This window comes from Nocardia sp. SSK8 (genome assembly GCF_037034205.1).
Taxonomy (GTDB): Bacteria; Actinomycetota; Actinomycetes; order Mycobacteriales; family Mycobacteriaceae; genus Nocardia.
This window is the reverse complement of the sequence record NZ_JBAGKD010000012.1, coordinates 140,645-162,832: the sequence shown is the minus strand read 5'-3', so window position 1 is coordinate 162,832 and position 22,188 is coordinate 140,645. Positions and strand designations below refer to the sequence as shown.

The window sequence follows — 22,188 nt, the reverse complement described above, 5'->3', positions numbered from 1 at the left end:
GGGTGCCTACGATGGGTGGCGTGAAGGTGCTCGGTGCGTGCCCGCTCGATTGCCCTGACGCGTGCTCGTGGGTGGTCACCGTGGAGGACGGTGTGGCGACCGGTCTGCGGGGGAACAAGGAGCATCCGGTGACCCGGGGTGCGCTGTGTGTGAAGGTGAATCGGTATCTCGAACAGGTCGGGGCCCCGGATCGGTTGCGGTATCCGCTGCGCCGGACGGGCCCGAAGGGGTCGGGGCGGTTCGAGCGGATCAGCTGGGAGACCGCGCTGGACGAGATCGCGACGCGGCTCACCGGGATCATCGACGAATTCGGGGCCGAGGCGATCTGGCCTTTCCACGGCACCGGCAGTCTCGGCTACCTCCAGGGGATGGAGGGCTTCCCCGGCCGCCGGATGTTCAATGTGCTCGGCGCCTCGCACCACCGGCCCACCATCTGCTCGGTCGCGGGCAGCGCGGGCGTGCGCTACACCCTCGGCACCTCTGGCGGCATGGACCCCGAGGATCTCGCGCATTCGGAACTGATCCTGCTCTGGGGCACCAATCCGCTCAGCTCCGGCCATCACGTCTGGAAGTTCATCCAGGACAGCGGCGCGCATCTGGTCGCCATCGACCCGGTGCGTACCAAGACCGCCGAACGCTGCGATGAGCACCTGGCGCCGCTGCCGGGCACCGACGCGGCGCTGGCGCTGGGCCTGCTGCACGTGATCGTGTCGCTGGGCGCCCAGGACGACGCCTACCTGGCCGAACACACCGAGGGCTGGCCCGAGTTCCGCGAGCGCATCGCCGAGTATCCGCCCGCGCGGGTCGCCGCGATCACCGGCCTCACCGAGGCACAGATCGTCGGGCTCGGCGAACGGATCGCCCGCACCCGCCCGACCGCCATCCGCGCCTCCCAGGGGATGCAGCGGCACGCGGGCGGCGGAATGGCGCTACGGCTGCTCGCCTGCCTACCCGGCGTCACCGGCGACTGGGCGATTCCCGGTGGGGGACTGCACTATTCGACCAGCGGACACTTTCGGGTCGACCTCGACGCCATGATCCGCGACGACCTGCTCCCACACCCGGTGCGCACCCTGTCGATGACCAGGCTCGGCGAAACCCTGCTCGACGCCGACGACCCGCCGGTCAAAGCCTTATTCGTGATCGCCGCCAATCCGGTCGGTTCCAATCCCGACCAGGGTCGCGTCATCGAGGGTCTCTCGCGCGATGACCTGTTCACTGTTGTCCTGGAACACTTCTCGACCGACACCGTCGACTACGCTGACATCGTCCTACCGGCGACCATGCAGCCCGAGCACCTCGACGTGCTCGCTGGATACGGCCACCTCTACCTGGTCTGGAACGAACCCGCCGTCGAGGCACCGGGCGAATGCCTATCCACCACAGAGACTTTCCGTCGGTTGTCGCGGCGCCTGGGTCTCACCGAGCCCGCGCTCTATGACTCCGACGAAGAACTGATGCGGCAATTACTGAAGGGCTACGACCTCGACCGGCTCCGCACCGATGGCTACCTGAAGATCGAGCCGGGCCCGGTCCCCGCGGGCAAGCTCCAATTCGTCTCCACCCGAGCGGAACTGGCGGGTCACGATCCCATGCCCGGCTACACCCCACCCGGCGACACCGGCTCCGGTCTGGTCCTGATCTCGGCCGCCTCCCACTATTTCCTCAATACCACCTTCGGCTCCAACCCCGAATTACGCCGCCGCGCAGGCGAACCCCGCATCACCCTGCACCCCGCCGACGCCGAGTCACGCGGAATCACCGACGGCACACCGGTGGTGGTCGCCAATTCCCGCGGCTCCTTCGAGGCCGTCGCCGAGATCTCCGATCGCGTCCGCCCCGGCGTCGCCGCGACCACCAAGGGCCGCTGGGCCAAGCTCACCGGCGGCGCGACCGTCAACGCCACCATCGCCGAACGCGATGCCGACTACGCGGGCGGCGCGGTCTTCCACGACAACCGCGTCGAGGTGCGCCCACGGTGAAGCAGGGCGCGGCGCCCGAGCGTCACGCCCTGTCCGGATTCACCACCAGGGATGCACGACCTCCCACCGCACCAGGGTGCCGGGGAAATCGCACCGCGCCCAGGACTGCTGGCCGTCCCAAGCCACATTCCCCCACCGCTGATAGGTGCCCCACGGGCCACCGAACCAGCCCCACGAGTGCCTGCACTCGATCCGCACCTGATGCCGCACGGGCCAGTAGCACTGCGAATACGCCGCGGTGTTGTTCACCGGGTACGCCGCACAGCCCGGCTGCCACTGCGCCTGCGCGGGCGCCACACCCAGCACCACACCGGTGCCGAGCAGCGCCGCCGCCAACGTGCTCACCAACGCCCTTCTGACGAGCGCCCTCATCACAAACCTCCCATCAGCGTGGGGGACTACGCCCCGACCACTGATAGGCCTCCGCGCCGGTCGATGTTCGGTGGGTCCGACGGGCCCACCCTTACGTGATATACATCACATTGTAGAGCGTCGCCGTTACCCGGGACAGCACGAAAAACACCGGGCCGGGTGCGCACTTCGTGGGCGCGCACCCGGCCCGGTGCTCGGCCACCTCCCCGCAGACGGTGGCTCGTCCGTCGGCGCGAGGGGATGGCGTCGGTTCGCCGGGTCAACGGCAGGTCGGGTGCCCAGGCGATGTCGGGTCGCCTGGGCGGGCGGACTCGGCCGCCCAGTCTTCTCAGTGCTGGTCGATGGCCGGTTCGCCGGTCAGCGCGGCGACGGCGTCGATCCGGGCGACCGCGTCGGTGACGATCTGGTCGATCAGCTCGGCCACCGTCGGCAGGCTGTCGATGATGCCGGTGACCTGGCCCGCGGGCAGCACACCCGCGTCGGTGCGGCCCTCGACCAGGCCCGCCTTGGTGAGCATGGCCGAATTGGCCGCCATCACGACCTGCGACCAGCTGAGGTCCTTGGTCTTGCGCATCGCCAGCCCGTCGCGCACCAGCGTCGACCACTTCATGCCGGTCATGGACTTGAACTTGGCCGCGTTGCCGACCGCCGCCGACAACCCGCGCCAGCCGCCGGAATGCTCGAGCTTGTCCACCAGTTCGGTGTTGAGCATCCGGTGCGGCATGCCGTCGACCTTCACCGACACCACCGTGTCCTGCAGCCCGCGCGCCAAGTACTCCTGCTTTACGGCCTCGGGCACGGTGCTCTCCTGGGTGAGCAGGAAGCGGGTGCCCATGGCCACCCCGGCCGCGCCGTAACTCAGTGCCGCCGCCAGGCCGCGACCGTCGAAGAAGCCGCCCGCCGCGATCACCGGGATGTCGACGGCGTCGAGCACCGAGGGCAGCAGCAGCGTGGTGGCCACCGGACCGGTGTGCCCGCCGCCCTCGCCGCCCTGCACGATCACCGCGTCGGCACCCCAGGAGGCCACCTTCACCGCGTGCTTGGCCGCGCCGATCGACGGAACCACCACCACGCCCGCGTCTTTCAGCTTGGCGATGAGGTCCTGCTTCGGCGCGAGCGCGAAGGAGGCGACCTTGACCTGCTCGCGGATGAGCAGGTCGATGCGCTCGGTGGCATCGGTCGCGTCGGCGCGGATGTTCACGCCGAAGGGCTTGCTCGTCAGCGACTTGGTCTTGGCGATCGCCGCCTCGAGCTCCTCGAAGGTCATCGTGGCCGAGGCCAGGATGCCGAGGCCGCCCGCGTTGGCGGTGGCCGCGACCAAACGCGGCCCGGCGACCCAGCCCATCCCGGTCTGGACGACCGGATGCTCGATCCCGACCAGCTCGGTCAGCGGCGTACGCAACCTGCTCATGCTGTCTCCCCTCGGCGTGCTCGGGCGGCCTGCGTGGTTGCGCTCCGTTGCCGCCTCCGGCCGCTGACCGCTCACGCCGCCACTTCCTTCTCGCGGAAACCCTTGGGGTCGAGCACGGTCCGGATGATGCGCAGCTCGTCCTCGGTGGGCAGCCGGGTCTCGCCCGCCTGACCCAGCTCGGCGACCTCGAAGGAGGTGTTCTCGGCGACCTCGTCGGCGCTCACGCCCGGATGCAGCGACAGCGCGCGCAGAGTGTGGTCGGGACCGCCGAAATCGAACACGCCCAGGTTGGTGACCACGCGGTGCAAGTGGTGGAACCGGTAGGCCGGGTTCGCCGGATCGACACGGTCGTAACCGATACCGGAGATGATGTCGACCTGATCGACGAAGACCCGCTTGCTGTGCCGGGGCACGAAATAGCTGGTCGCGTGGTTGATGGTGTTGCCCGGCGCGCCGCGCACCCCGAACATTTGCCGGGTCGGCTGCTGGAGCGGGCCGAAGGCCGACAGGTTCTGGTTGCCGAACCGGTCGAGCTGGTTGGCGCCCATCACCACGTGCCTGCGCCCGGAGGCGACCACATCGAAGACCTTCGAGAACGGAATCCAGCCCTCGATCGCGGCCTTGGCGCCGATCGCCGGGACCTCGGCGAAGAACAGCGCCTCGCCGTCGGACAGCAGCAGATCGGGTTCGAAGGTGAGCCGGGCCAGGCGCGCGCCGATGGTGGTGACCGTCGACATGGGGCTGGCCATGATCTCGCCCGCCCCACGGAAGATTTCCGCGGCGGCGACGACGCAGACTTCAGCACGGGTCACATGCCCACCCGTCTCCCGGCCGCCACCCCGCACGGAATCGCTCAGCGATGCTGCACTCATTTCTGCTCCTCGGCGAAAGCGTGGACGGCGGCCTGGTATTCGGCCTCGGAGACGTCGAGATAGCGCGCCTTGAACTCGGCCCACGACTCGTCGGTGGCTGCGGCGGCGACGTAGTGCTTCTGGAACTTCTCGTCGCGCCCGTAACTGCCGGAGAAGGTGAAGTGCGCGCCACCGGGCGCTTCCACCACGCCGTCGACCAGCATGCGATTGAGGATGATCGCCTGCTGCGGAACGGCTTTCACCAGCTCCTCGGTCTCCACCAGGCGATCGGCGGTGACGTAACGGCGTTCGGCGGCCAGACAGTACAGGTCGTCGAAGTACGGGTCGACACCGGTGTAGGCGGCATTGCCGTGCTTGTCGGCCAGATCCAGGTGCACGAAGGCGGCGTCCAGATTCAGCGCGGGCATGGCCACCAGCGTCTCGGTGCGGCCGTCGGCGGCGGGGTACGGCGAGGCGACCGTCTTCAGTTCGCCCTCCCAGAAGTCGAGCACCGCGGAACCGAGACCGGCGCGGATCGGCAGGAACGGCAGCCGGGCGGCGGCCGCCTGCAGGCCGCACTTGACCATGCCCTCGTCCATCTCACGCACCGTGATCGCGCCCGAGGTGCGCGCCTTGGCGAACCACGGGTCGTAGAACGGGGCCGAGTCCAGCGACACGAAGCCGTAGTAGGCCTTGCGGACCTTGCCCGCCGAGCACAGCAGACCCAGATCCGGACCGCCGTAGCTGACCACGGTCAGGTCGGTGACCTCCGAGCGCAGCAGCGCGCGCACCAGCGCCATCGGCTTGCGCCGGGAACCCCAGCCGCCGATGCCGATGGTCATGCCGCTGCGCAGCTCGCCGACCACCTCGTCGAGCGTCATCGTCTTGTCGCGCATGGCGATTACTTCTCCTTCTTCTGCGCGGCGAGATCGTCGTCGAAACGCGCCCGGATCTCGTCGGCGACTCCGGCGAGGTTCAGCTCCATCGTGAAGCCCTGCTCATAGCGGTAGGACCGGTGCACGTCCTGCACGTCGATGCCGTTGAGCGCGCGCTTGGCGGCCCGGATCACCCGGCCGTCCTTGTCGGCGATGTTCTTGGCGACCTCCATGGCCGCGGCGTCGAGTTCGGCGCGCGGCACCACCTGATACACCGAGCCGTAGTGGTGCAGCTGCTGGGCGGTGAGCTTGCCCGCGGTGTAGAACATGGTCCGCATCAGATGCTGGGGGACCAGCCGGGCCAGGTGAGTGGCGGCGCCGAGCGCGCCCCGGTCGACCTCGGGCAGACCGAAGGTGGCGTCGTCGGAGGCGACGATCACGTCGGAGTTGCCGACCAGGCCGATGCCGCCGCCGAGGCAGAAGCCGTTGACCGCCGTGACCACCGGCACCTCGCAGTCGTAGACCGCGGCGAAGGCGTCGAAGCAGCCGTGATTGGCGCGGATCAGCGCGGTGTGGCCGGTATCGGCGTTCATCTCCTTGATGTCGACCCCGGCATTGAAGCCGCGTCCCTCCGCCCGCAGCACAACCACCCGGGTCTCCGGGTTGCGCCCGGCTGCCCGGACGGCCTCGGCCAGGGCGAACCAGCCCTCCGAGGGCAGTGCGTTGACCGGCGGATAGTCGACCGTGACGACTTCGACGCCCTCGGTCTCGGTGTGACGGTTGATCCCCATCGCGGTGTCCCATCGTGCGCGCCTCGGCGAACCCGAGACAAAGCAAGCAATTGCTTGGTAGGTTAACACGGTGGCTGTAGAAATCGACCTTTCCGAGCAGATCGTTCTGGTGACAGGTGGAGTGCGCGGCGTCGGCGCCGGGATCAGCCGGGCCTTCCTCGCCGCGGGCGCGACCGTGCTGACCTGCGCGCGCAGGCCCGCCGACGAGCCGATCACGGTCGGTGATCGCGGCACCGAACACCACAGTTGTGATGTGCGCGATCCCGACGCCGTCGCCACCATGTTCGACCGGATCGTGGCCGATCACGGCCGGATCGACCACGTGGTGAACAACGCGGGCGGCGCCCCCTTCGCCCTCGCCGAGGCCGCGAGCCCGAAGTTCCACGCCAAGATCGTCGAGCTGAATCTGCTCGCGCCGCTGCTCATCGCCCAGCACGCCAACGCGGTCATGCGGAAGCAGGACGCGGGCGGCTCGATCGTGATGATCACCAGCGTCAGCGGCCACCGCCCCTCGCCCGGCACCGCCGCCTACGGCGCCGCCAAGGCCGGACTGGACAACCTCGCCAGCTCACTGGCCGTCGAATGGGCGCCCAAGGTGCGGGTGAACTCGGTGGTCGTCGGCCCGGTGGAGACCGAACTCAGCCACCTGCACTACGGCGACGCCGACGGCGTGGCCGCGGTCGCCCGCACCGTCCCGATGGGCCGCCTGGCCGCCCCCGCCGACGTCGGCAACGCCGCCCTCTTCCTGGCCTCCCCGCTGGCCACCCACGTCAGCGGCGCCACCCTGCTCGTCCACGGCGGCGGCGAACGCCCAGCCTTCCTGGACGCCGCCACGACGAACCACTGACCACATCAACCACCACGGTTTTCGGCCGCCCCGCATCCGAGGGGCGAGACGTAACGGCGAAGCCGAAGTATCGCCCCTCGGATGCGGGGTCACGAGGCCGAAAACCCGCGGCGCCAGCCGCCAACAAACACAGGAGCTTCGAACATGGACGACCAGCAGATCTGCGCAGGCCGCACGGTCATCGTCACCGGCGCGGGCCGGGGGATCGGGCGCGCGCACGCGCTGGCCTTCGCCGCGGCGGGCGCGCGCGTGGTGGTCAACGATGTGGGCACCGCGCTCGACGGCGCCGAGACCGCCGAGACGCCCGCGCAGCAGGTGGTTGACGAGATCGTCGCGGCGGGCGGCCAGGCCGTGGCCAACTACGACGACGTGGCCGACTGGGAGGGCGCGCGCAGGCTCGTCCGCCAGGCCGTGGACACCTTCGGCGGGCTGGACGTGCTGGTCAACAATGCCGGGTTCGTCCGCGACCGGATGCTGGTGAACCTCGGCGAGGACGAGTGGGACGCGGTGGTCCGCGTGCACCTCAAGGGCCACTTCGCCACCATGCGTCACGCCGCGGAATACTGGCGCGGGGAGGCCAAGGCCGGTCGTCCGGTCGACGCCCGGGTGATCAACACCAGCTCCGGTGCCGGTTTGCAGGGCAGCGTCGGCCAGGGCAACTACGGCGCCGCCAAGGCGGGCATCGCCGGGCTCACCCTCACCGCGTCGGCGGAGTTCGGCCGCTACGGCGTCACCGTCAACGCCATCGCCCCGGCCGCCCGCACCCGGATGACCGAGACCGTCTTCGCCGACACCATGGCCGCGCCGGAATCCGGCTTCGACGCCATGGCGCCGGAGAACATCTCCCCGCTGGTGGTCTGGCTGGGCAGCACCGAATCGGCCGGGATCACCGGGCGGATGTTCGAGGTCGAGGGCGGCAAGGTGGCCCTCGCCCAGGGCTGGCGCCACGGCACCCCGGTCGACCGCGGCGCCCGCTGGAACCCGGCCGAGCTGGGCCCGGTGGTGGCCGAATTGATCGAGAAGAGCACCCCGCCGGAGCCGGTTTACGGCGCATAGCAAACTTCGGAGCACAGGTCCCGGGAATCTCCCGGGACCTGTGCTTTGCCATTTCACGGGCGTTCAGGGGGCTGTACGACTTTTGCTCTCCGCTGCGGGGGACCAGCGGTGGGTTTACTATGGGCTACTGTTCGTCGATCCCGGCATGAATCGCGACCGGGGGTAATGCTGCGCCGGGAACGAAGGGGATGACAAGCGCATGGCCGTAGGTCGCATGTTGCGCGTATTTGCCGCTGCGAGTGTGCTGGCGGGCTGTGCGCTACTCGGGCCAGCGGTCGCTGTCGCCGCCCCGGACAAGCCCTCCACACCCGCCGCCCAGTCGCCCGGTAGCGGTAGTAGCGGGGCCGGGAGCAATGGTCAGGGGGATAGCGGCCAGGGTAGCGATCATCCCGAGTTGAGGTTGCCCGGTGCGCCGGGGGAACGTCAGCGTGACAATTGTGGCCGGGGTGGCGGCAACGGCAATGGCAACAACTGCGCCGACAGCGACCAGACTCCCGGCCAGGGCCAGGGCCAGGGCCAGGGCCAGGGCCAGGGCCAGGGCCAGGGCAACGGCCCGGGGCAAGGCAACGACCAAGGCCAGGACAACGGCCCGGACAACGGCGACCCAGCCCAGCTCGGCGTCCCGAGCGGCTCCGGCGGGGGACAGCCCGGCGGCAACCCGGCAGGCGCCCCCGTCTCCGAAGACGAGTGGCAGCCGCTCTCCATCCCCGGCCAGCCCAACCAAGCCATCCCCACCAAGGAAGTAGCGGGCTCCGGTTCCGCCTCCGGCTCGGCCGCCGCGGGTTCCGCGGCAGGCGCCGGTTCCGCGGCAGCGGGCCTCGCGCTCGGCACGGGCTCGGCGGGCCTCGGCATCCTGCTCGGCACCGGTTCGGCGGGTGTGGGAGCCGTCCTCGGGACGGGCTCGGCAGGCATCGCCGCGGTCCTCGGCACCGGCTCGGCCGGTGTCGGCGCGGTCCTGGCCACCGGTTCCGCCGGTGCGGCGGGCGTCCTCGCAACGGGCTCGGCGGGCGCCGCCGCGGTTCTCGGTACCGGCTCGGCCGCCGTCGGTTCGGCGGCGGCGGGCACCGGCTCCGCCGCGCTCGGACTCGGCTCGGCGGTTCTCGGAACCGGTTCCGCCGCAGTCGGTTCCGCTGGAATCGGCTCGGCCGCCGTCGGTTCGGCGGGCGCGGGTTCGGCGGCGACCGGTTCGGCCGCCGTGGGTTCCGCCGCGGTCGGCTCGGCCAGCCCGCTGCTCCTGCTGCTCATTCCGCTCCCGAGCGCCCCGGCGGCGCCCGCATTACCGCCGATCGCCATCCCCCCAGCCCCCGCCGCGCCGTCGGTCTCGGTGCCGAATATCGCTGTGGCAGCACCGGTTCCGGCTGCCGTGCCGCCTGCCCCAGAGGCACCGGCGCCCGCCGCGCCGCCCGCCGCGGCCCCGGCCCCGGCCGCCAAGCCCAACCACGAGTTCGTGCCGACCAGTGACAACAGCGGCTTGCCCGAGCCGAAGCTGCTGTCGGTGATCGGTGGCCTGATCGCGCTCACCCTGGCCGGAACCGGTTCGGGTGCGGTGAGTTTCCAAGGTGCCGCGGCCGCCCAGGCACGGGTGAACGCGGCGCGTGCCGAGTTCTTCGGACCGAGGTCGTGAGGGGATCTTCGATGAGCAGGAGCAAGACCCAGAGCACCTCCCGGTCCTACCGGCGCGTGGCCGCCGCCGTCGACGCCGTGTGCGCGGTGGCCGCCGACTCCGACGCGACCACCCTCGACGAGGTGGTGGCGGCGGTCTCGCTGGAACGTGACCGCGAGATCGAGATCACCAGCGCGCAGCTGGGGCCCGGGGTGTGTGGTCAGCGCCGGTTCTACCCGGAACGCGACATCATCGTGCTCGCCGACGCCCTGCCCAGCCGCGACCACACCCTCGCCCACGAACTCGGCCACATCGTGTTCGACCACGAGGGCGCGCCCGCGGTGGAGACCACCCTCGAGGTCAGCGACGACCTGATCGCCTACATGCTCAGCCAGCGCGCGCACGCCCAGATCGTCGAGGACGGCTCCGACGACCTGGCCGAATGGGAGGCCGAGACCTTCGCGGCCATGCTCATGACCCGGTTGCGCGTGTTCAACAACCGGGGCGCAGGCGTCTCGGTCCTTCGATTCGATGAGGCACTCGGATGACACTCTGGTTGACAGCCCTGCTGGTCTGGGTTGCCGCGGGTGCGCGAGTGGGTCGCGTGCTGGTCAAGCCCGCCACGACCGCCCGCGTGGCCATTGTCGTCGCGGTGGCCGCGGTCGCGCTCGCCGCGACCGTCGCCATTCCCGACATCGCGGTCGCCGTCGACAACTTGCTGCCCGGCGGCGTGCACAACGGCTGGTTGTCCACCGGCATCGTCGTCTCGGCCTGGATCCTGTTCACCACCGCCACCTCGGTGGTCGCCTCGGCGGCCTGGCCGGTGGTCTCGCGGCGCAATCTGCGCCAGGTCGCGCTGGTGGTCTACGGCCTCGGCGCGCTGGCCATCGCGATCACCCTGGCGTGGTCGTTCACCTTCGGCTGGATCTTCGTCGCGCTGGGCGCGGTGTTCATCGTGACCACCGGTCTGCGCAATCTGGACTGGACCACCCTGGGCCGTGGCATCGCGATCTACACCGCCGGAACGGCTTTGGTCGCCGTGCTGGCCGTGGCCAACGCGGGCCGCGCGCTCCAGGGCGCCGTCCCGCCGCCGCCCGGTGAGCCGCTGTGGGGCTGGGCCGCCTGGGAGATCGCGAGCCTGCTGATCTCGCTGGGCGCGGTCTCCATCGTGATCGAGCTGTGGTGGCGGGCTCGGGTGCTGCTGCGCCGCATCCGCCCGCTGCACAAACTCATGGTCGGCCGCTTCCCCGAGGTGGTCGCCCCCGAGCAGAACGCCACGTCCGCCCAGCTCAAGGCCTCCGACCACGTCGCCCAGGTGATGGACGCGCTGTATCTGCTCTCCGGCAGCGGCATCGTCATCCCGGCCGCAGGTGAGCCCCCGAACTCGATCCCCGAACGCGCCGCCGTGGTGGCCGAGTGGACCCGGAATCCCCTGGGCGAGCTGTTCGTCGACGCCCGCTGGATCGCCCCACCCCCCGGCGTCAGCCCCCGTGGCTGGGTCCTCGCCCTCGCCAGCAAGTACGAGGAAGCCGTCGCCGCAGCGGGATCGGCACCGAAGACCGCGGCGTCTAAAGGCTGAGCACCGACCTGGCCTGGTCCAACTGTTGTGTTCTCGGCCCGCCCCGGTTCTGGACTGACCGGAGGGTGCGACGAAGGAGTGCCCGGAGGGAGGGAAGAACCGGGGTTACAGGGCCGAGAACCGCGGCGCCAGCCGCCAAATAACACAGAGAACGGGCCTGAGCTGGTGGGTTGCACCGTCTCAGGCCCGTTCTCTGTGCGTATCCGGTCCTCTACGGCCGGTCCCAGGACACCATCAGGTGCGTCAGGCCGACCGCCGTGTGGTTCCTATTCCGTTCCATCCGGCGGGATTTCGGGCAAACCTTCGCTGGCCCGAAGCTTCTCCGCCATGGAGGTGAGCAGATTCTGTGATTCTTCCGAGAGGTCGAATGCCCTGCTGGACAGCCGACGCAGCCCGTAGCCCTGCAGCTGCGCGAGCAGCTCCAGGTCGTGATCGATCTTGGCCGCGTAGATGTCGTTGAAGAAGTAGTCAGGCTTGACCTTGAAGAACTTCGCCAGGGCGGCCACCGTCTCGTCGGACGGGTTGGTTCGTTGTCCCGACCGCAGCTGCGAGAGATACGGCTTCGAGATCGGATGCCCGGAGGCAGTCAGCGCAGCCGCAACCTCTGCGTTGGTGTGCGGCTTGCGCCCCGGGGGATGCACGGTTTCGAACAGCTTGTTCAGCCGCGCCGCGAAATCAGCCATTGTGAGCCGCCCAATTCCCTTCACTGTACTAACAGTCGTTATCTCGGATACGTATCATTGATATTAGCGGCTCAGTAACTGAAAACCTACGCCTGATTCGGGATTTCTCTGCGATTTCCGGCCCTCACCTGCGTGCGGGGGCGGCGGCGGTCGCGTTTGCGGGCCACGCCAACGACTCTTGTGGAGCCGGAGGGTGTCCGAGTTCGTGCCCGTCGCAGAGGTCTTCCACCATGGACCCATGGTAGCTCAAAGATAGCTGATACGTCATCGTCCCCCCGGCCCCCTTGATTGTGTGGCGTACGACACGTTCCGGGCGCCCTGGGATGAATGTTCAACCTGGGCGCCCGGTTTCGGTCAGGGCCAGTCTACAGGCGCTCGATGATGGTGCCGGTGGAGAGGGCCCCGCCTGCGCACATGAGCACCATGGCGGTGCCGCCGCCGGTGCGTTCGAGTTCGTGCAGCGCGGTCGTGATCAGCCGCGAACCGGTGGAACCGACCGGATGCCCGATTGCGATCGCACCGCCGTTGACATTTACCCGATCCATGTCCGGCTGGTGTACAGACGCCCACGAAAGGGCAACCGATGCGAATGCCTCGTTGATCTCGAAAACATCGATATCCGAAATCGACATTCCGGAGCGTTCGAGCAGTCGCGTGCACGCCTGCACCGGGCCGTCGAGGTGGTACTCGGGCTCGGCGCCGACGAGCACCTGGGTGTGGATGCGGGCGCGCGGACGCAAACCCTCTCGGCGCGCGACGGTTTCGTCCATCAGCAGCACGGCGGCGGCGCCGTCGGAGATCTGCGAGGAGGTGCCCGCGGTGTGGATGCCGTCCTCGACCACCGGCTTGAGCGCCGAGAGGCCCTCGAGGGTGGTGGCGCGCAGGCCGCCGTCGCGGGTGACCTCCACCTTCTCGCCGGTCGGCTGTCCCTCTGAATCCAGCACCGGCGCCGAGACTGTCAGCACCTCGCGATCGAAGCGGCCCTCGGCCCAGGCCTGCGCGGCCAATTGCTGTGAGCGCAAACCGAACTGGTCCACATCGGCGCGGGTGATGCCGCGCCTGCGCGCGATCCGCTCGGCCGCGCCGAACTGGTCGGGCATATCGATCGACCAGCTGGCCGGGCGGCGCGCGCCGCCGTCCTTGGGGACGTTCGCGCCCAGCGGCACCCGGCTCATCGCCTCGACGCCACACGCGACGCCGGTGTCGATCGCGCCGGTGGCGATCAGGCCCGCGATGAGGTGGTTGGCCTGCTGGGCCGAACCGCACTGGGCGTCGACGGTGGTCGCGCCGGTCTGCCAGGGCAGGCCAGCGTGCAGCCAGGCGGTGCGGGTGACATTGTTGCCCTGCTCGCCGACCTGGGTGACACAGCCGCCGATCACCTGCTCGACTTCGGTCGGATCCAGCCCGGCCCGGTCGAGCAGCCCGCGCTGGGCCAGGCCGAGCAATTCCACGGCGTGCAGTCCCGAAAGCTGTCCCCGGCGCTTGCCGATCGGGGTGCGAACGGCCTCCACGATCACGGGTGTGCCCATCTGATTCTCCCTCGTAACTGCAACAAGTTCTGTTCTCAAGCCCAGGGTAAAACCGCGAGGTACTTCCGTACCAGCAACCCCCTGTGCTTGAATGATTGTAGAACGTGTTTCAGTTTGTCGAAGGAGACATCTGGTGGTAGATCCGCGCAACGAAGCCACGGGTACCCTGCCGAACCTGCCCGACGGGTTCGACGTGACCGACCCGGACATCTACGCCGAGCGTGTCCCGGTGGCGGAGTTCGCCGAGCTGCGCCGCTCGGCGCCGATCTGGTGGAACTCGCAGTCGCCGGAGGTCGGCGGCTTCCATGACGACGGCTTCTGGGTGGTGAGCAAGCACGCCGACGTCAAGGAGGTCTCGCGGCGCAGCGATGTGTTCTCCACCTACGAGAACACCGCGATCCCGCGCTTCAACGACGACATCCAGCGCGAGCAGATCGAGCTACAGCGCTTCGTCATCCTCAACAAGGACGCCCCGGAGCACACCAAGCTCCGCAAGCTGATCGCCAAGGGGTTCACCCCGCGCGCGGTCAACGGTCTGCGCGCCGAGCTGTCCGCGCGCGCCGAGCGCATCGTCAAGGCCGCGGCCGAGGCGGGCACGGGCGACTTCGTCACCCAGGTCGCCTGCGAGTTGCCGCTGCAGGCCATCGCCGAGCTGATCGGCGTGCCGCAGGAGGACCGGATGAAGGTCTTCGAGTGGTCCAACGACATGACCGGCTACGACGACCCCGACAATGTCGACATCGACCCGGTCAAGGCGTCGATGGAGTTGCTCGGCTACTCGTACCAGATGGCCGAGGCCCGCAAGGCCTGTCCGGCCGACGACCTGGTCACCACGCTGATCGAGGCCGATGTCGACGGGGAGGCGCTCACTCCCGAGGAGTTCGGCTTCTTCGTCATCCTGCTGGCGGTCGCGGGCAACGAGACCACCCGCAACGCCATCAGCCACGGCATGATCGCCTTCATGGAGAACCCCGACCAGTGGGAACTCTTCAAGAAGGAACGCCCGGCCACCGCGGTCGACGAGATCATCCGCTGGGCCACCCCGGTCACCTCCTTCCAGCGCACCGCGCTCGAGGACACCGAGCTGGGCGGCGTGCAGATCAAGAAGGGCCAGCGGCTGGTGATGCTGTACCGCTCGGCCAACTTCGACGAGGACGTCTTCGAGAACCCGGAGAAGTTCGACATCATGCGTCAGGACAACCAGCACCTGGCCTTCGGCGGCACCGGCGCGCACTTCTGCGTCGGCGCCAACCTGGCCCGCCTCGAGGTCGACCTGATCTTCAACGCGATCGCCGACCACCTGCCCGACATCACCAAGATGGGCGACCCCAAGCGCCTGCGCTCGGGCTGGCTCAACGGCATCAAGGAACTGCCCGTCGACTACCAGACCAAGGGCTGCCCGGTCGCCCACTGACCTCGAGCAATCGGCCCCGATACCGCGAAGGTATCGGGGCCGATCTCGTCGATGGGTCAGGACACGGCGCGGGTGGTACCCATCGCGCGCTCCACTTCCCAGAACGCGCGCAGGGCGGCGATCTTGCCGTCGGCGTCCACCTTGTAGGTGAACACGCCCTCGGCGTCGATGACATGACCCGCCATGGTGGTGCGGATCAGGCCGGTGAAGGCGATCTCGTCGCCGCAGGCGAAGGAGTCCTCGAACAGGAACTCGATCGAGTCGGTCAGCGCGATGGCCTTGTCCCAGAACGCCCCGATCGCGGCGTGGCCGCGATGGCCGACGCCCTCGGGGTCGAAACCCGAAGGGCCGACCGGGTCCTCGACGATGCCGTCGGCGGCGAACAGGGCGACCCAGGCGTCCTTGTCCTTGGCGCGCACCGCGGCCTGGGAGGCCAGGCCCGCGGCGCGGGCGGAACGGTCCACGGTGGTCTCGCTCATCAGGGCACCTCCGCCACGATGGGATCGGCGATGTACTTCTCGGCGAAGCGGCGCAGCGAGTCCTGCTTGGCGGCGAGCTCGCCGTCGAAGCCGATGCCGTCCATCATCCAGGGCACCACGATGGTGTCGGTGACGCCCGCGTCGGCCAGCTCCTGGTAGCCGCGGCGGCCGAAGCGGTCGATGCACACGGCCTGGATCTCGAAGGGCACCTCGGTGCGGCCGTATTCGGCGCGCAGTTCGGTGAGTGTCGCGATGGTGGTCTGCAACTGTTCGAACTTCATCATGGCCGAGGTCCAGCCGTCACCGATGCGGGCCGCCCGGCGCAGGGCCGGGCCGGTGTGCCCGCCGACGTAGAACGGCACCGGCTGACTGGGCGCGGGGCTCATCTGCAGCGAGTCGAAATCGTAGAACTCGCCGTGGAATTCGACCATGCCGCCGTCGAGGACGAGCTTGATCACCTCGATCATCTCGTCGACGCGGGCGCCGCGCCGCTCGTAGGGCACCCCGCACCACTCGAATTCCTCGGGCGCCCAGCCGATCCCGACGCCGAAGCCGAAGCGGTTGTTCGACATATTGGCGATCGAGCCCACCTGGCGGGCCAGCAGCAGCGGATTGCGCGAGCCCAGCTTGAGGACATTGGTGTAGAAGCGCAGGTCGGTGGTCACCGCGGCCATGGACGCCGCGGCGATCAGCGGGTCGACCCACGGCGTCTCCGGACCCCAGAAGCGGCTGCCGTCGGGGGTATAGGGGTAGTCGGCGGCCTGCGACTTCATATAGAACAGCGAGTCGGGCAGGCCGATGGAGGTGAATCCGCATTCCTCGGCGGTCTTGGCCAGCTCGGTGAGCTGGTCCAGCGGGCTCAGCGCGACGCCGACGGTGAATTTCATGACGGACGCTCGCTTCCGACGACCCACATCGAGAAGTACTGGGAACCACCGCCGTACGCGTGGCCCATGGCCTTCTTGGCGTTGTCGACCTGGTAGTCACCCGCCCGGCCCATCACCTGTTTGGCCGCCTCGGCGAAGCGGATCAGGCCGGAGGCGCCGATCGGGTTGGAGGAGAGCACGCCGCCGGAGGGGTTCACCGGGATGCGGCCACCGATCTCGGTCTCGCCCTTGTCGGTGAGCTTCCAGCCCTCGCCCTCGGCGGCGAAGCCCAGGTTCTCCAGCCACATCGGCTCGAACCAGGAGAACGGCACGTAGATCTCGGCGACGTCGATCTCCTCGAGCGGATCGGTGATCCCGGCCGACTTCCACAGCGCGGCGGCCGCGTCGCGACCGGCCTGCGGATTCACCTGGTCACGGCCGGAGAAGGTGGTCGGCTCGGTGCGCATGGCGGTGCCGTGCACCCAGGCGACCTGCTTGCCCTGCGCCTCGACCGCCGCGGCGGCCTCGGCATCGCCGATCACCACCGCGCAGGCGCCGTCGGAGGACGGGCAGGTCTCGTCGAAGCGGATCGGGTCCCACAGCATCTGCGAGGCCAGCACCGATTCGACGGTGATGTCGGGCTGGTGCAGATGCGCGAGCGGGTTCTTCGCGCCGTTGCGCCGGTCCTTCACCGCGACCATGGCACCGATGTGCATGGGCGCGTTGGAGCGGCGGATGTAGGAGCGCACGTGCGGGGCGAAGTAGCCGCCCGCGCCCGCGCCGACCGGCATGGTGAAGGGCACCGGAATCGACAACGCCCACATGGCATTCGACTCCGACTGCTTCTCCCAGGCGATCGCCAGGACTTTGCCGTGCACGCCCGCCTGCACCAGATTGGCGGCCACGATACCGGTCGAGCCGCCGACGGAGCCTGCCGTGTGCACCCGCAGCAGCGGTTTGCCCGCCGCGCCGAGCGCCTCGGCCATATACAGCTCGGGCATCATGACGCCCTCGAAGTAGTCCGGCGCCTTGCCGACGACGACGGCGTCGATCTCGGCGATCGTCAGGCCCGCGTCGGCGAGCGCGCGATCGATCGCCTCGCGGCACATGCCTGCCATCGAGACATCGGACCGTTTTGTCACGTGATGAGTTTGGCCGGTGCCGAGCACCGCGGCGGGGAAGCTCATCGTGCCTCCGATTCCAGAACGGCGACCAGGTTCTGCTGCAGCGCGGGGCCGCTGGTCGCGTGAGCGAGGGTCCGGTTCGCGGAGCCGGAGATGATGGCCGTGGCGGCGTTGCCGATGCGTTCCAGGCCCGCCGCGAACATCGGGTTGCCCGCCAAAGCGCCGCCGGACGGGTTGATCGGGGTGTCGGCGGACAGGCCGATCGCCTCGGCCAGGATCAGCTGCTGATGGCTGAACGGCGCGTGCAGTTCGGCCAGGTCGAAGCTGTTGTCGCCCTTGGTCGCCGCCGCGGCGGCCGCGGTGGCGGAAGGGGCGCGGGTGAGGTCGCGACCACCCAGCGCCTGGGCGTCGATGTTGTGCGCGATTCCGGTGATCCAGGCGGGCCGCTCGCACAGTTCGCGGGCCCGGTCACCGACCGCGAGCACGATGGCCGCGGCACCGTCGGTGACCGGCGCGATGTCGTGGGCGCGCAGCGGATCGGCCACATACGGTGCGGCGAGCAGGGATTCGATGTCACCGCCTGCGACGGCGGCCATCTCCTGCTCGGTCCAGCGGCCCGCGTCCAGCCCGGCGCGCGCCTGCAAGCCCGCGATCGAGACGGCGTCCGGCCACAGCGGGGCGACCAGATACGGGTCGAGCTGCAGGGTCAGCACCTGCTGGATGTTCGCCGCCGCCGAGGACTTGCCGAAGCCGTAGACCAGCGCGGTCTCGGCCTGGCCGGACAGCAGCTTCACCCACGCCTCGTAGAGCGCCCAGGCGGCGTCCATCTCCACGTGCGACTCGTTGATCGGCGGCACGGCACCGATCGCGTCCACCGCGGAGATGAACGAGAAGGCCCGGCCCGCCAGGTAATCCGAGGATCCCGAGCACCAGAAGTCGATATCGGACTTGGTGATGTTCAGGTCCGCGTAGAGCTGCTGGAAGCACGGGACCAGCATCTCGACGCCATTGGTGGTGCCGAAGGTCTCCGGTACATGCGGTGCGTGAGCGAAGCCCACCACCGCGATTTCGGGTGTAGTCACGTCGCCTCTCAGAGGTGGTGCTGGTAGGACTCGTACGGCGCGTCGGGCTCACCGCTCGGCCGGAAGTGGTCGATATTGGCCATGCCGTGGCCCCATTCCTCGCGGGGTTTCCACACCGCCTCCACCCGCATGCCCATCCGGACCTCGCTCGCGTCGCAACCGAGGACCAGGTGCAGGAACGGGATGTCGGCACCGTCGAGCAGCACATAGGCCGCCACGTAGGGCGGCTTGATCCGCTGGCCGAGGAACGGCACATTGACGATGCAGAAGGTGGTGACGGTGCCCTTGTCCGGCAGCTCGACCAGGTCGTTGGTCGGGGTGCCGTCGGTCGGGTTGGCGCCGCGCGGCGGGAAGTAGACCCGCCCGCCCGCCTCGGAGCGGCCGCCGATGAGCTTGCCCTCGGCGAGTCCGCGCAGGTAGATGCTCTCCTGGGGAGAGGCGGTGTGCTTGTAGTTCAGGTCCACCGGGGTGGTCAGCATGGAGATGGGTTCGGCGGTCTCGCCGGATGGTGTCGCGGCTTCGGCGGTCTCGCCGGGTTCGAAGTAGGCGATGTCGTGGATGGTGCCGGTGGGTTCGGCGGCCCAGTGGGCGCGGACCCGCAGGCCGGTGTGCACCTGGCTCGGATCGGACACGTCGAGCGCGTGCAGCAGGGCGGTGTCGGCACCGTCGAGCTGGATCAGCGCCCACGCGAAGGGCCGGTCGAACGGCTGGCCCGGCAACGGCTCGGGAACCCACGTCCACGACGTCACGGTGCCGGTCGCCGCGACCTCGACGAGCTCGGCCAGCGGGGCCGAGGTCGCCGGGTCGTATTCGGCGGGCGGCACGAGGACGCGGCCGTCACTGCCGCGGACGCCGAGTATGCGGCGTTCGCGCAGTCCGGTCAGAAAAGCGCCGATGATGGGTCCGACGGACCTGGTGTAGTCGAATCGCACCCTCAGGGGTGCACTCAATACTTCCACTGCGGTATTCCCCTGGGTCACAATGTCGAGTAGAACAGGTTCTTATTCTGCTCGCAAGGATTCGCCGAAAGGGCGCCCTCATGAAATTCGGACTGCAACTCGGTTACTGGGGTGCGCGGCCGCCCGAGAACGTCGGTGAGCTGATGGTCGCCGCCGAGGAGACGGGCTTCGACGCGGTGTTCGCGGCGGAGTCCTGGGGCTCGGACGCGTTCGCGCCGCTGGCCTGGTGGGGCTCGCGCACCGAGCGGGTGCGGCTGGGCACCTCGGTGGCGCAGATGTCGGCGCGCACGCCCGCCGCCACCGCCATGCACGCGCTCACGCTGGACCATCTCAGCGGCGGCCGGGCCATCCTCGGTCTCGGGGTCTCCGGCCCGCAGGTGGTGGAGGGCTGGTACGGCCAGCCGTTCGCGCAGCCGCTGCGGCGCACCAGGGAGTACGTCGACATCGTGCGCAAGATCCTCGCGCGCGAGGCGCCGGTGACCTCCGACGGCAAGCACTACGGGCTGCCCTACACCGGTCCGGGCGCCACCGGACTGGGCAAGCCGCTCAAGCCGATCGTGCACCCACTGCGCGCGGATCTGCCGATCTGGCTGGGCGCGGAGGGCCCGAAGAACGTCGCCCAGACCGCCGAGATCGCCGACGGCTGGCTGGCGATCTACTACGCCCCGCGCCTGGCCGGGATGTACAACGAGTGGCTCGACGAGGGCTTCGCGCGGCCGGGCGCACGGCGTAGCCGGGCCGATTTCGAGATCGCGGCGAGCGCGCAGGTGGTCGTCACCGACGATCCGGCGGGTGAGATCGAGCGGATGCGCTGGGTCACCTCGCTCTACATCGGCGGCATGGGCGCGCCCGAGCTGAACTTCCACGCCCAGGTGTACAAGCGGATGGGCTACGCCGCCGAGGTCGACGAGATCACGGCGCTGTTCCAGGCGGGCCGCAAGGCCGAGGCCGCCGCCGCGGTGCCCGACGAGCTGATCACCGACACCGCCATCTTCGGCGACGAGGCGCACGTCCGGGCCCGGCTGAAGGAATGGGAGGACGCCGGGGTGACCATGATGCTGATCTCGGTTTCCGACGCGGATCAACTGCGTCGCATCGCACCCCTTGTAGAACGGTAGAACGCGTTCTAAATTCGATGAGATGAGCAGCCAGCAGACAACGGAAGTCCTCGGACTGTGGAATATCGCCGCGGCCGATCCCGAGCGGATCGCCGTCGTCGACCCGGACGGCACCGAGATCAGCTATCGAGAATTGGCCACCCTGGCCAACCGCTACGCCAATGGGCTACGCGGGATCGGCTTGCGGACCGGGGACGTCGTCGTCAGCATGCTGCACAACGGCGTCGAGGCCATCGCCGCGTACTTCGCCGCCTACCAGGCCGGGCTCTACATCGTCGCGGTGAACTGGCATCTCACCGCGCCGGAGATCGCCTACATCCTCGGTGACAGCGAGGCCTCGGCCTTCCTGGCCAGCGAGCGCTTCGCCGCGACCGCCGCCGAGGCCGCCGACCTGGCCGAACTGTCCGCCGACGCGCGCTTCGCCGTGGGTATGGTGCCCGGCTTCCGGCCGGTGTCGTGGCTGGGCGCCGCCGACACCGGCCGCCCGGACGAGCGCTCGGTGGGCGCCCCGATGCTCTACACCTCGGGCACCACCGGCCGCCCCAAGGGCGTGCGCCGCCCGCTCACCGGGGCCGATCCCGATGTGGTTCCGGCGCCGAACAAGTCGTTCTTCGGCCTGTTCGAACTGGCCCCCTACGACGATCACGTGCACATCTGCGGCTCGCCGCTCTATCACACCGCCGTGCTCAACTTCTCGACCATCTCCATCCAGCTCGGCCACAAGCTGGTGCTGATGGACCGCTGGGACGCCGAGGACATGCTCGCCCTGATCGAGCGGCACAAGGTGACCCACAGCCACATGGTGCCCACCCAGTTCCACCGCCTGCTGGCCCTGCCCGAGGACGTGCGCGCCCGCTACGACGTGTCCTCGCTGCGCAGCATGGTGCACGGCGCCGCGCCGTGCCCGCAGCAGACCAAACGGCAGATGCTCGACTGGTGGGGCCCGGTCGTCACCGAGTACTACGCGGCCACCGAGGGCGGCGGCACGGTGATCAACGGGGCCGAGTGGCTGCGCAAGCCCGGTTCGGTGGGCAAGGCATGGCCGTGGTCGGTGATCAAGATCCTCGACGAGACCGACGGCTCCGAACTGCCCGCGGGCAAGGAGGGCATGGTCTACATGAAGATGGGCGCCTCCAGCTTCGAGTACCACCACGCCAAGGAGAAGACCGAGGAGGCGCGCGTCGGTGACCTGTTCACCGTCGGCGACATCGGCTACCTCGACGAGGACGGCTACCTCTACCTGTGCGACCGCCGCTCGGACCTGATCCTGTCCGGTGGCGTCAACATCTACCCGGCCGAGATCGAGGGCGTGCTGATGAGCCACCCGAAGGTGGCCGACGTGGCGGTGCTCGGTGTGCCCGACCCGGATTGGGGCCAGCAGGTGAAGGCGTTCGTGCAGCCCGTCGAGGGCACCGAGGGCGACGACGCGCTCACCGCCGAGCTCACCGAATTCGCCGCCGGACAGCTCGCCAAGTACAAGCTGCCCCGCACGGTGGAATACCGTGCGGAGCTGCCGCGCGACCCCAACGGCAAGCTGTACAAGCGCCGCCTGCTCTGAGCGGGCGCC

The 22,188-nt window shown here is 69.3% G+C and carries 21 protein-coding genes; 9 read left to right on the top strand and 12 right to left on the bottom strand.

Features of this window, described 5'->3' with window-relative positions:
- Positions 1-11: 11 nt before the first annotated feature.
- Positions 12-1,982 carry a molybdopterin-containing oxidoreductase family protein gene (locus WA675_RS21745; RefSeq protein ID WP_336086650.1) on the top strand — a complete coding sequence of 657 codons (1,971 nt, stop codon included), beginning with the start codon at positions 12-14 and terminating at the stop codon, positions 1,980-1,982.
- A gap of 39 nt (positions 1,983-2,021) precedes the next feature.
- On the opposite strand, the gene WA675_RS21740 is transcribed toward WA675_RS21745, so the two are convergent.
- The 5 genes from WA675_RS21740 to WA675_RS21720 all read right to left on the bottom strand — a co-directional run bounded on the left by WA675_RS21740 (position 2,022) and on the right by WA675_RS21720 (position 6,282).
- The gene (locus WA675_RS21740; protein ID WP_336086648.1) at positions 2,022-2,327 is read right to left on the bottom strand and encodes a hypothetical protein; all 306 of its coding nucleotides are present in this window, start codon (positions 2,325-2,327) and stop codon (positions 2,022-2,024) included.
- Between the two features lie 355 nt (positions 2,328-2,682).
- Positions 2,683-3,765 carry an NAD(P)H-dependent flavin oxidoreductase gene (locus WA675_RS21735; RefSeq protein ID WP_336086646.1) on the bottom strand — a complete coding sequence of 361 codons (1,083 nt, stop codon included), beginning with the start codon at positions 3,763-3,765 and terminating at the stop codon, positions 2,683-2,685.
- 71 nt (positions 3,766-3,836) lie between these two features.
- Positions 3,837-4,637 carry a CoA-transferase subunit beta gene (locus WA675_RS21730; RefSeq protein ID WP_336086644.1) on the bottom strand — a complete coding sequence of 267 codons (801 nt, stop codon included), beginning with the start codon at positions 4,635-4,637 and terminating at the stop codon, positions 3,837-3,839.
- A complete protein-coding gene (locus WA675_RS21725) occupies positions 4,634-5,512 on the bottom strand; it encodes a CoA transferase subunit A (protein WP_336086642.1) in 879 nt (292 codons plus the stop codon). The genes WA675_RS21730 and WA675_RS21725 overlap by 4 nt, the downstream gene beginning before the upstream one ends.
- Positions 5,513-5,517: 5 nt before the next feature.
- Positions 5,518-6,282, bottom strand: coding sequence for an enoyl-CoA hydratase family protein (locus WA675_RS21720; protein ID WP_336086639.1), 765 nt, complete (start codon positions 6,280-6,282; stop codon positions 5,518-5,520).
- 70 nt (positions 6,283-6,352) lie between these two features.
- Here WA675_RS21720 and WA675_RS21715 point away from each other — a divergent pair, with 70 nt between their 5' ends.
- From WA675_RS21715 to WA675_RS21695, 5 genes are all read left to right on the top strand, one after another.
- On the top strand, positions 6,353-7,129 hold the full coding sequence (locus tag WA675_RS21715) for an SDR family oxidoreductase (RefSeq protein ID WP_336086636.1): 777 nt from the start codon (positions 6,353-6,355) through the stop codon (positions 7,127-7,129).
- A 144-nt stretch (positions 7,130-7,273) separates the two neighbouring features.
- The gene (locus WA675_RS21710) at positions 7,274-8,185 is read left to right on the top strand and encodes an SDR family oxidoreductase (RefSeq protein ID WP_336086634.1); all 912 of its coding nucleotides are present in this window, start codon (positions 7,274-7,276) and stop codon (positions 8,183-8,185) included.
- A 394-nt stretch (positions 8,186-8,579) separates the two neighbouring features.
- Entirely contained in the window at positions 8,580-9,809 is a 1,230-nt protein-coding gene (locus tag WA675_RS21705) for a hypothetical protein (protein ID WP_336086632.1), read from the top strand.
- Positions 9,810-9,820: 11 nt separating this feature from the next.
- Positions 9,821-10,336 (top strand): ImmA/IrrE family metallo-endopeptidase, encoded by a 516-nt coding sequence (locus WA675_RS21700; protein WP_336086630.1) that lies wholly within the window; start codon positions 9,821-9,823, stop codon positions 10,334-10,336.
- Positions 10,333-11,367 (top strand): hypothetical protein, encoded by a 1,035-nt coding sequence (locus WA675_RS21695; protein ID WP_336086628.1) that lies wholly within the window; start codon positions 10,333-10,335, stop codon positions 11,365-11,367. Before WA675_RS21700 ends, WA675_RS21695 begins: the two co-directional genes overlap by 4 nt.
- A gap of 266 nt (positions 11,368-11,633) precedes the next feature.
- Here the strand turns inward: WA675_RS21695 and WA675_RS21690 are convergent, their stop codons facing one another.
- Both WA675_RS21690 and WA675_RS21685 read right to left on the bottom strand, forming a co-directional pair.
- Positions 11,634-12,050: a helix-turn-helix domain-containing protein gene (locus tag WA675_RS21690; RefSeq protein WP_019044759.1), complete on the bottom strand. Its 417-nt coding sequence runs from the start codon at positions 12,048-12,050 to the stop codon at positions 11,634-11,636.
- Between the two features lie 365 nt (positions 12,051-12,415).
- Complete coding sequence (locus tag WA675_RS21685) at positions 12,416-13,579, bottom strand: steroid 3-ketoacyl-CoA thiolase (RefSeq protein WP_336086622.1); 1,164 nt, start codon at positions 13,577-13,579, stop codon at positions 12,416-12,418.
- Between the two features lie 133 nt (positions 13,580-13,712).
- Here WA675_RS21685 and WA675_RS21680 point away from each other — a divergent pair, with 133 nt between their 5' ends.
- On the top strand, positions 13,713-14,993 hold the full coding sequence (locus WA675_RS21680) for a cytochrome P450 (RefSeq protein ID WP_336086620.1): 1,281 nt from the start codon (positions 13,713-13,715) through the stop codon (positions 14,991-14,993).
- Positions 14,994-15,049: 56 nt separating this feature from the next.
- On the opposite strand, the gene WA675_RS21675 is transcribed toward WA675_RS21680, so the two are convergent.
- Genes WA675_RS21675 through WA675_RS21655 form a run of 5 tightly spaced genes read right to left on the bottom strand, consistent with a single transcriptional unit; the run spans position 15,050 to position 19,524 of the window.
- Positions 15,050-15,472, bottom strand: a complete 423-nt coding sequence (locus WA675_RS21675; protein WP_336086618.1) for a nuclear transport factor 2 family protein — start codon at positions 15,470-15,472, stop codon at positions 15,050-15,052.
- Positions 15,472-16,359, bottom strand: coding sequence for a TIGR03619 family F420-dependent LLM class oxidoreductase (locus tag WA675_RS21670; RefSeq protein ID WP_336086616.1), 888 nt, complete (start codon positions 16,357-16,359; stop codon positions 15,472-15,474). The genes WA675_RS21675 and WA675_RS21670 overlap by 1 nt, the downstream gene beginning before the upstream one ends.
- Entirely contained in the window at positions 16,356-17,525 is a 1,170-nt protein-coding gene (locus WA675_RS21665) for a thiolase domain-containing protein (RefSeq protein WP_336086613.1), read from the bottom strand. Before WA675_RS21665 ends, WA675_RS21670 begins: the two co-directional genes overlap by 4 nt.
- A complete protein-coding gene (locus tag WA675_RS21660; protein WP_336086611.1) occupies positions 17,522-18,544 on the bottom strand; it encodes a thiolase domain-containing protein in 1,023 nt (340 codons plus the stop codon). The genes WA675_RS21665 and WA675_RS21660 overlap by 4 nt, the downstream gene beginning before the upstream one ends.
- Positions 18,545-18,552: 8 nt before the next feature.
- Positions 18,553-19,524, bottom strand: a complete 972-nt coding sequence (locus WA675_RS21655; protein ID WP_336086609.1) for a Zn-ribbon domain-containing OB-fold protein — start codon at positions 19,522-19,524, stop codon at positions 18,553-18,555.
- A 59-nt stretch (positions 19,525-19,583) separates the two neighbouring features.
- On the opposite strand from WA675_RS21655, the gene WA675_RS21650 reads away from it, so the two are divergent.
- Positions 19,584-20,621 (top strand): LLM class F420-dependent oxidoreductase, encoded by a 1,038-nt coding sequence (locus WA675_RS21650; protein ID WP_336086607.1) that lies wholly within the window; start codon positions 19,584-19,586, stop codon positions 20,619-20,621.
- A gap of 22 nt (positions 20,622-20,643) precedes the next feature.
- Entirely contained in the window at positions 20,644-22,179 is a 1,536-nt protein-coding gene (locus WA675_RS21645) for an acyl-CoA synthetase (RefSeq protein WP_336086605.1), read from the top strand.
- Positions 22,180-22,188 lie beyond the last annotated feature (9 nt).

What these genes read in the sequence shown, in the direction of transcription:
- WA675_RS21745 (WP_336086650.1), top strand. Translation starts at nt 12, where the DNA reads ATGGGTGGCGTGAAGGTGCTCGGTGCGTGCCCGCTCGATTGCCCTGAC.
- WA675_RS21735 (WP_336086646.1), bottom strand. Translation starts at nt 3,765, where the DNA reads ATGAGCAGGTTGCGTACGCCGCTGACCGAGCTGGTCGGGATCGAGCAT.
- WA675_RS21730 (WP_336086644.1), bottom strand. Translation starts at nt 4,637, where the DNA reads ATGAGTGCAGCATCGCTGAGCGATTCCGTGCGGGGTGGCGGCCGGGAG.
- WA675_RS21725 (WP_336086642.1), bottom strand. Translation starts at nt 5,512, where the DNA reads ATGCGCGACAAGACGATGACGCTCGACGAGGTGGTCGGCGAGCTGCGC.
- WA675_RS21720 (WP_336086639.1), bottom strand. Translation starts at nt 6,282, where the DNA reads ATGGGGATCAACCGTCACACCGAGACCGAGGGCGTCGAAGTCGTCACG.
- WA675_RS21710 (WP_336086634.1), top strand. Translation starts at nt 7,274, where the DNA reads ATGGACGACCAGCAGATCTGCGCAGGCCGCACGGTCATCGTCACCGGC.
- WA675_RS21700 (WP_336086630.1), top strand. Translation starts at nt 9,821, where the DNA reads ATGAGCAGGAGCAAGACCCAGAGCACCTCCCGGTCCTACCGGCGCGTG.
- WA675_RS21695 (WP_336086628.1), top strand. Translation starts at nt 10,333, where the DNA reads ATGACACTCTGGTTGACAGCCCTGCTGGTCTGGGTTGCCGCGGGTGCG.
- WA675_RS21690 (WP_019044759.1), bottom strand. Translation starts at nt 12,050, where the DNA reads ATGGCTGATTTCGCGGCGCGGCTGAACAAGCTGTTCGAAACCGTGCAT.
- WA675_RS21685 (WP_336086622.1), bottom strand. Translation starts at nt 13,579, where the DNA reads ATGGGCACACCCGTGATCGTGGAGGCCGTTCGCACCCCGATCGGCAAG.
- WA675_RS21675 (WP_336086618.1), bottom strand. Translation starts at nt 15,472, where the DNA reads ATGAGCGAGACCACCGTGGACCGTTCCGCCCGCGCCGCGGGCCTGGCC.
- WA675_RS21670 (WP_336086616.1), bottom strand. Translation starts at nt 16,359, where the DNA reads ATGAAATTCACCGTCGGCGTCGCGCTGAGCCCGCTGGACCAGCTCACC.
- WA675_RS21665 (WP_336086613.1), bottom strand. Translation starts at nt 17,525, where the DNA reads ATGAGCTTCCCCGCCGCGGTGCTCGGCACCGGCCAAACTCATCACGTG.
- WA675_RS21650 (WP_336086607.1), top strand. Translation starts at nt 19,584, where the DNA reads ATGAAATTCGGACTGCAACTCGGTTACTGGGGTGCGCGGCCGCCCGAG.
- WA675_RS21645 (WP_336086605.1), top strand. Translation starts at nt 20,644, where the DNA reads ATGAGCAGCCAGCAGACAACGGAAGTCCTCGGACTGTGGAATATCGCC.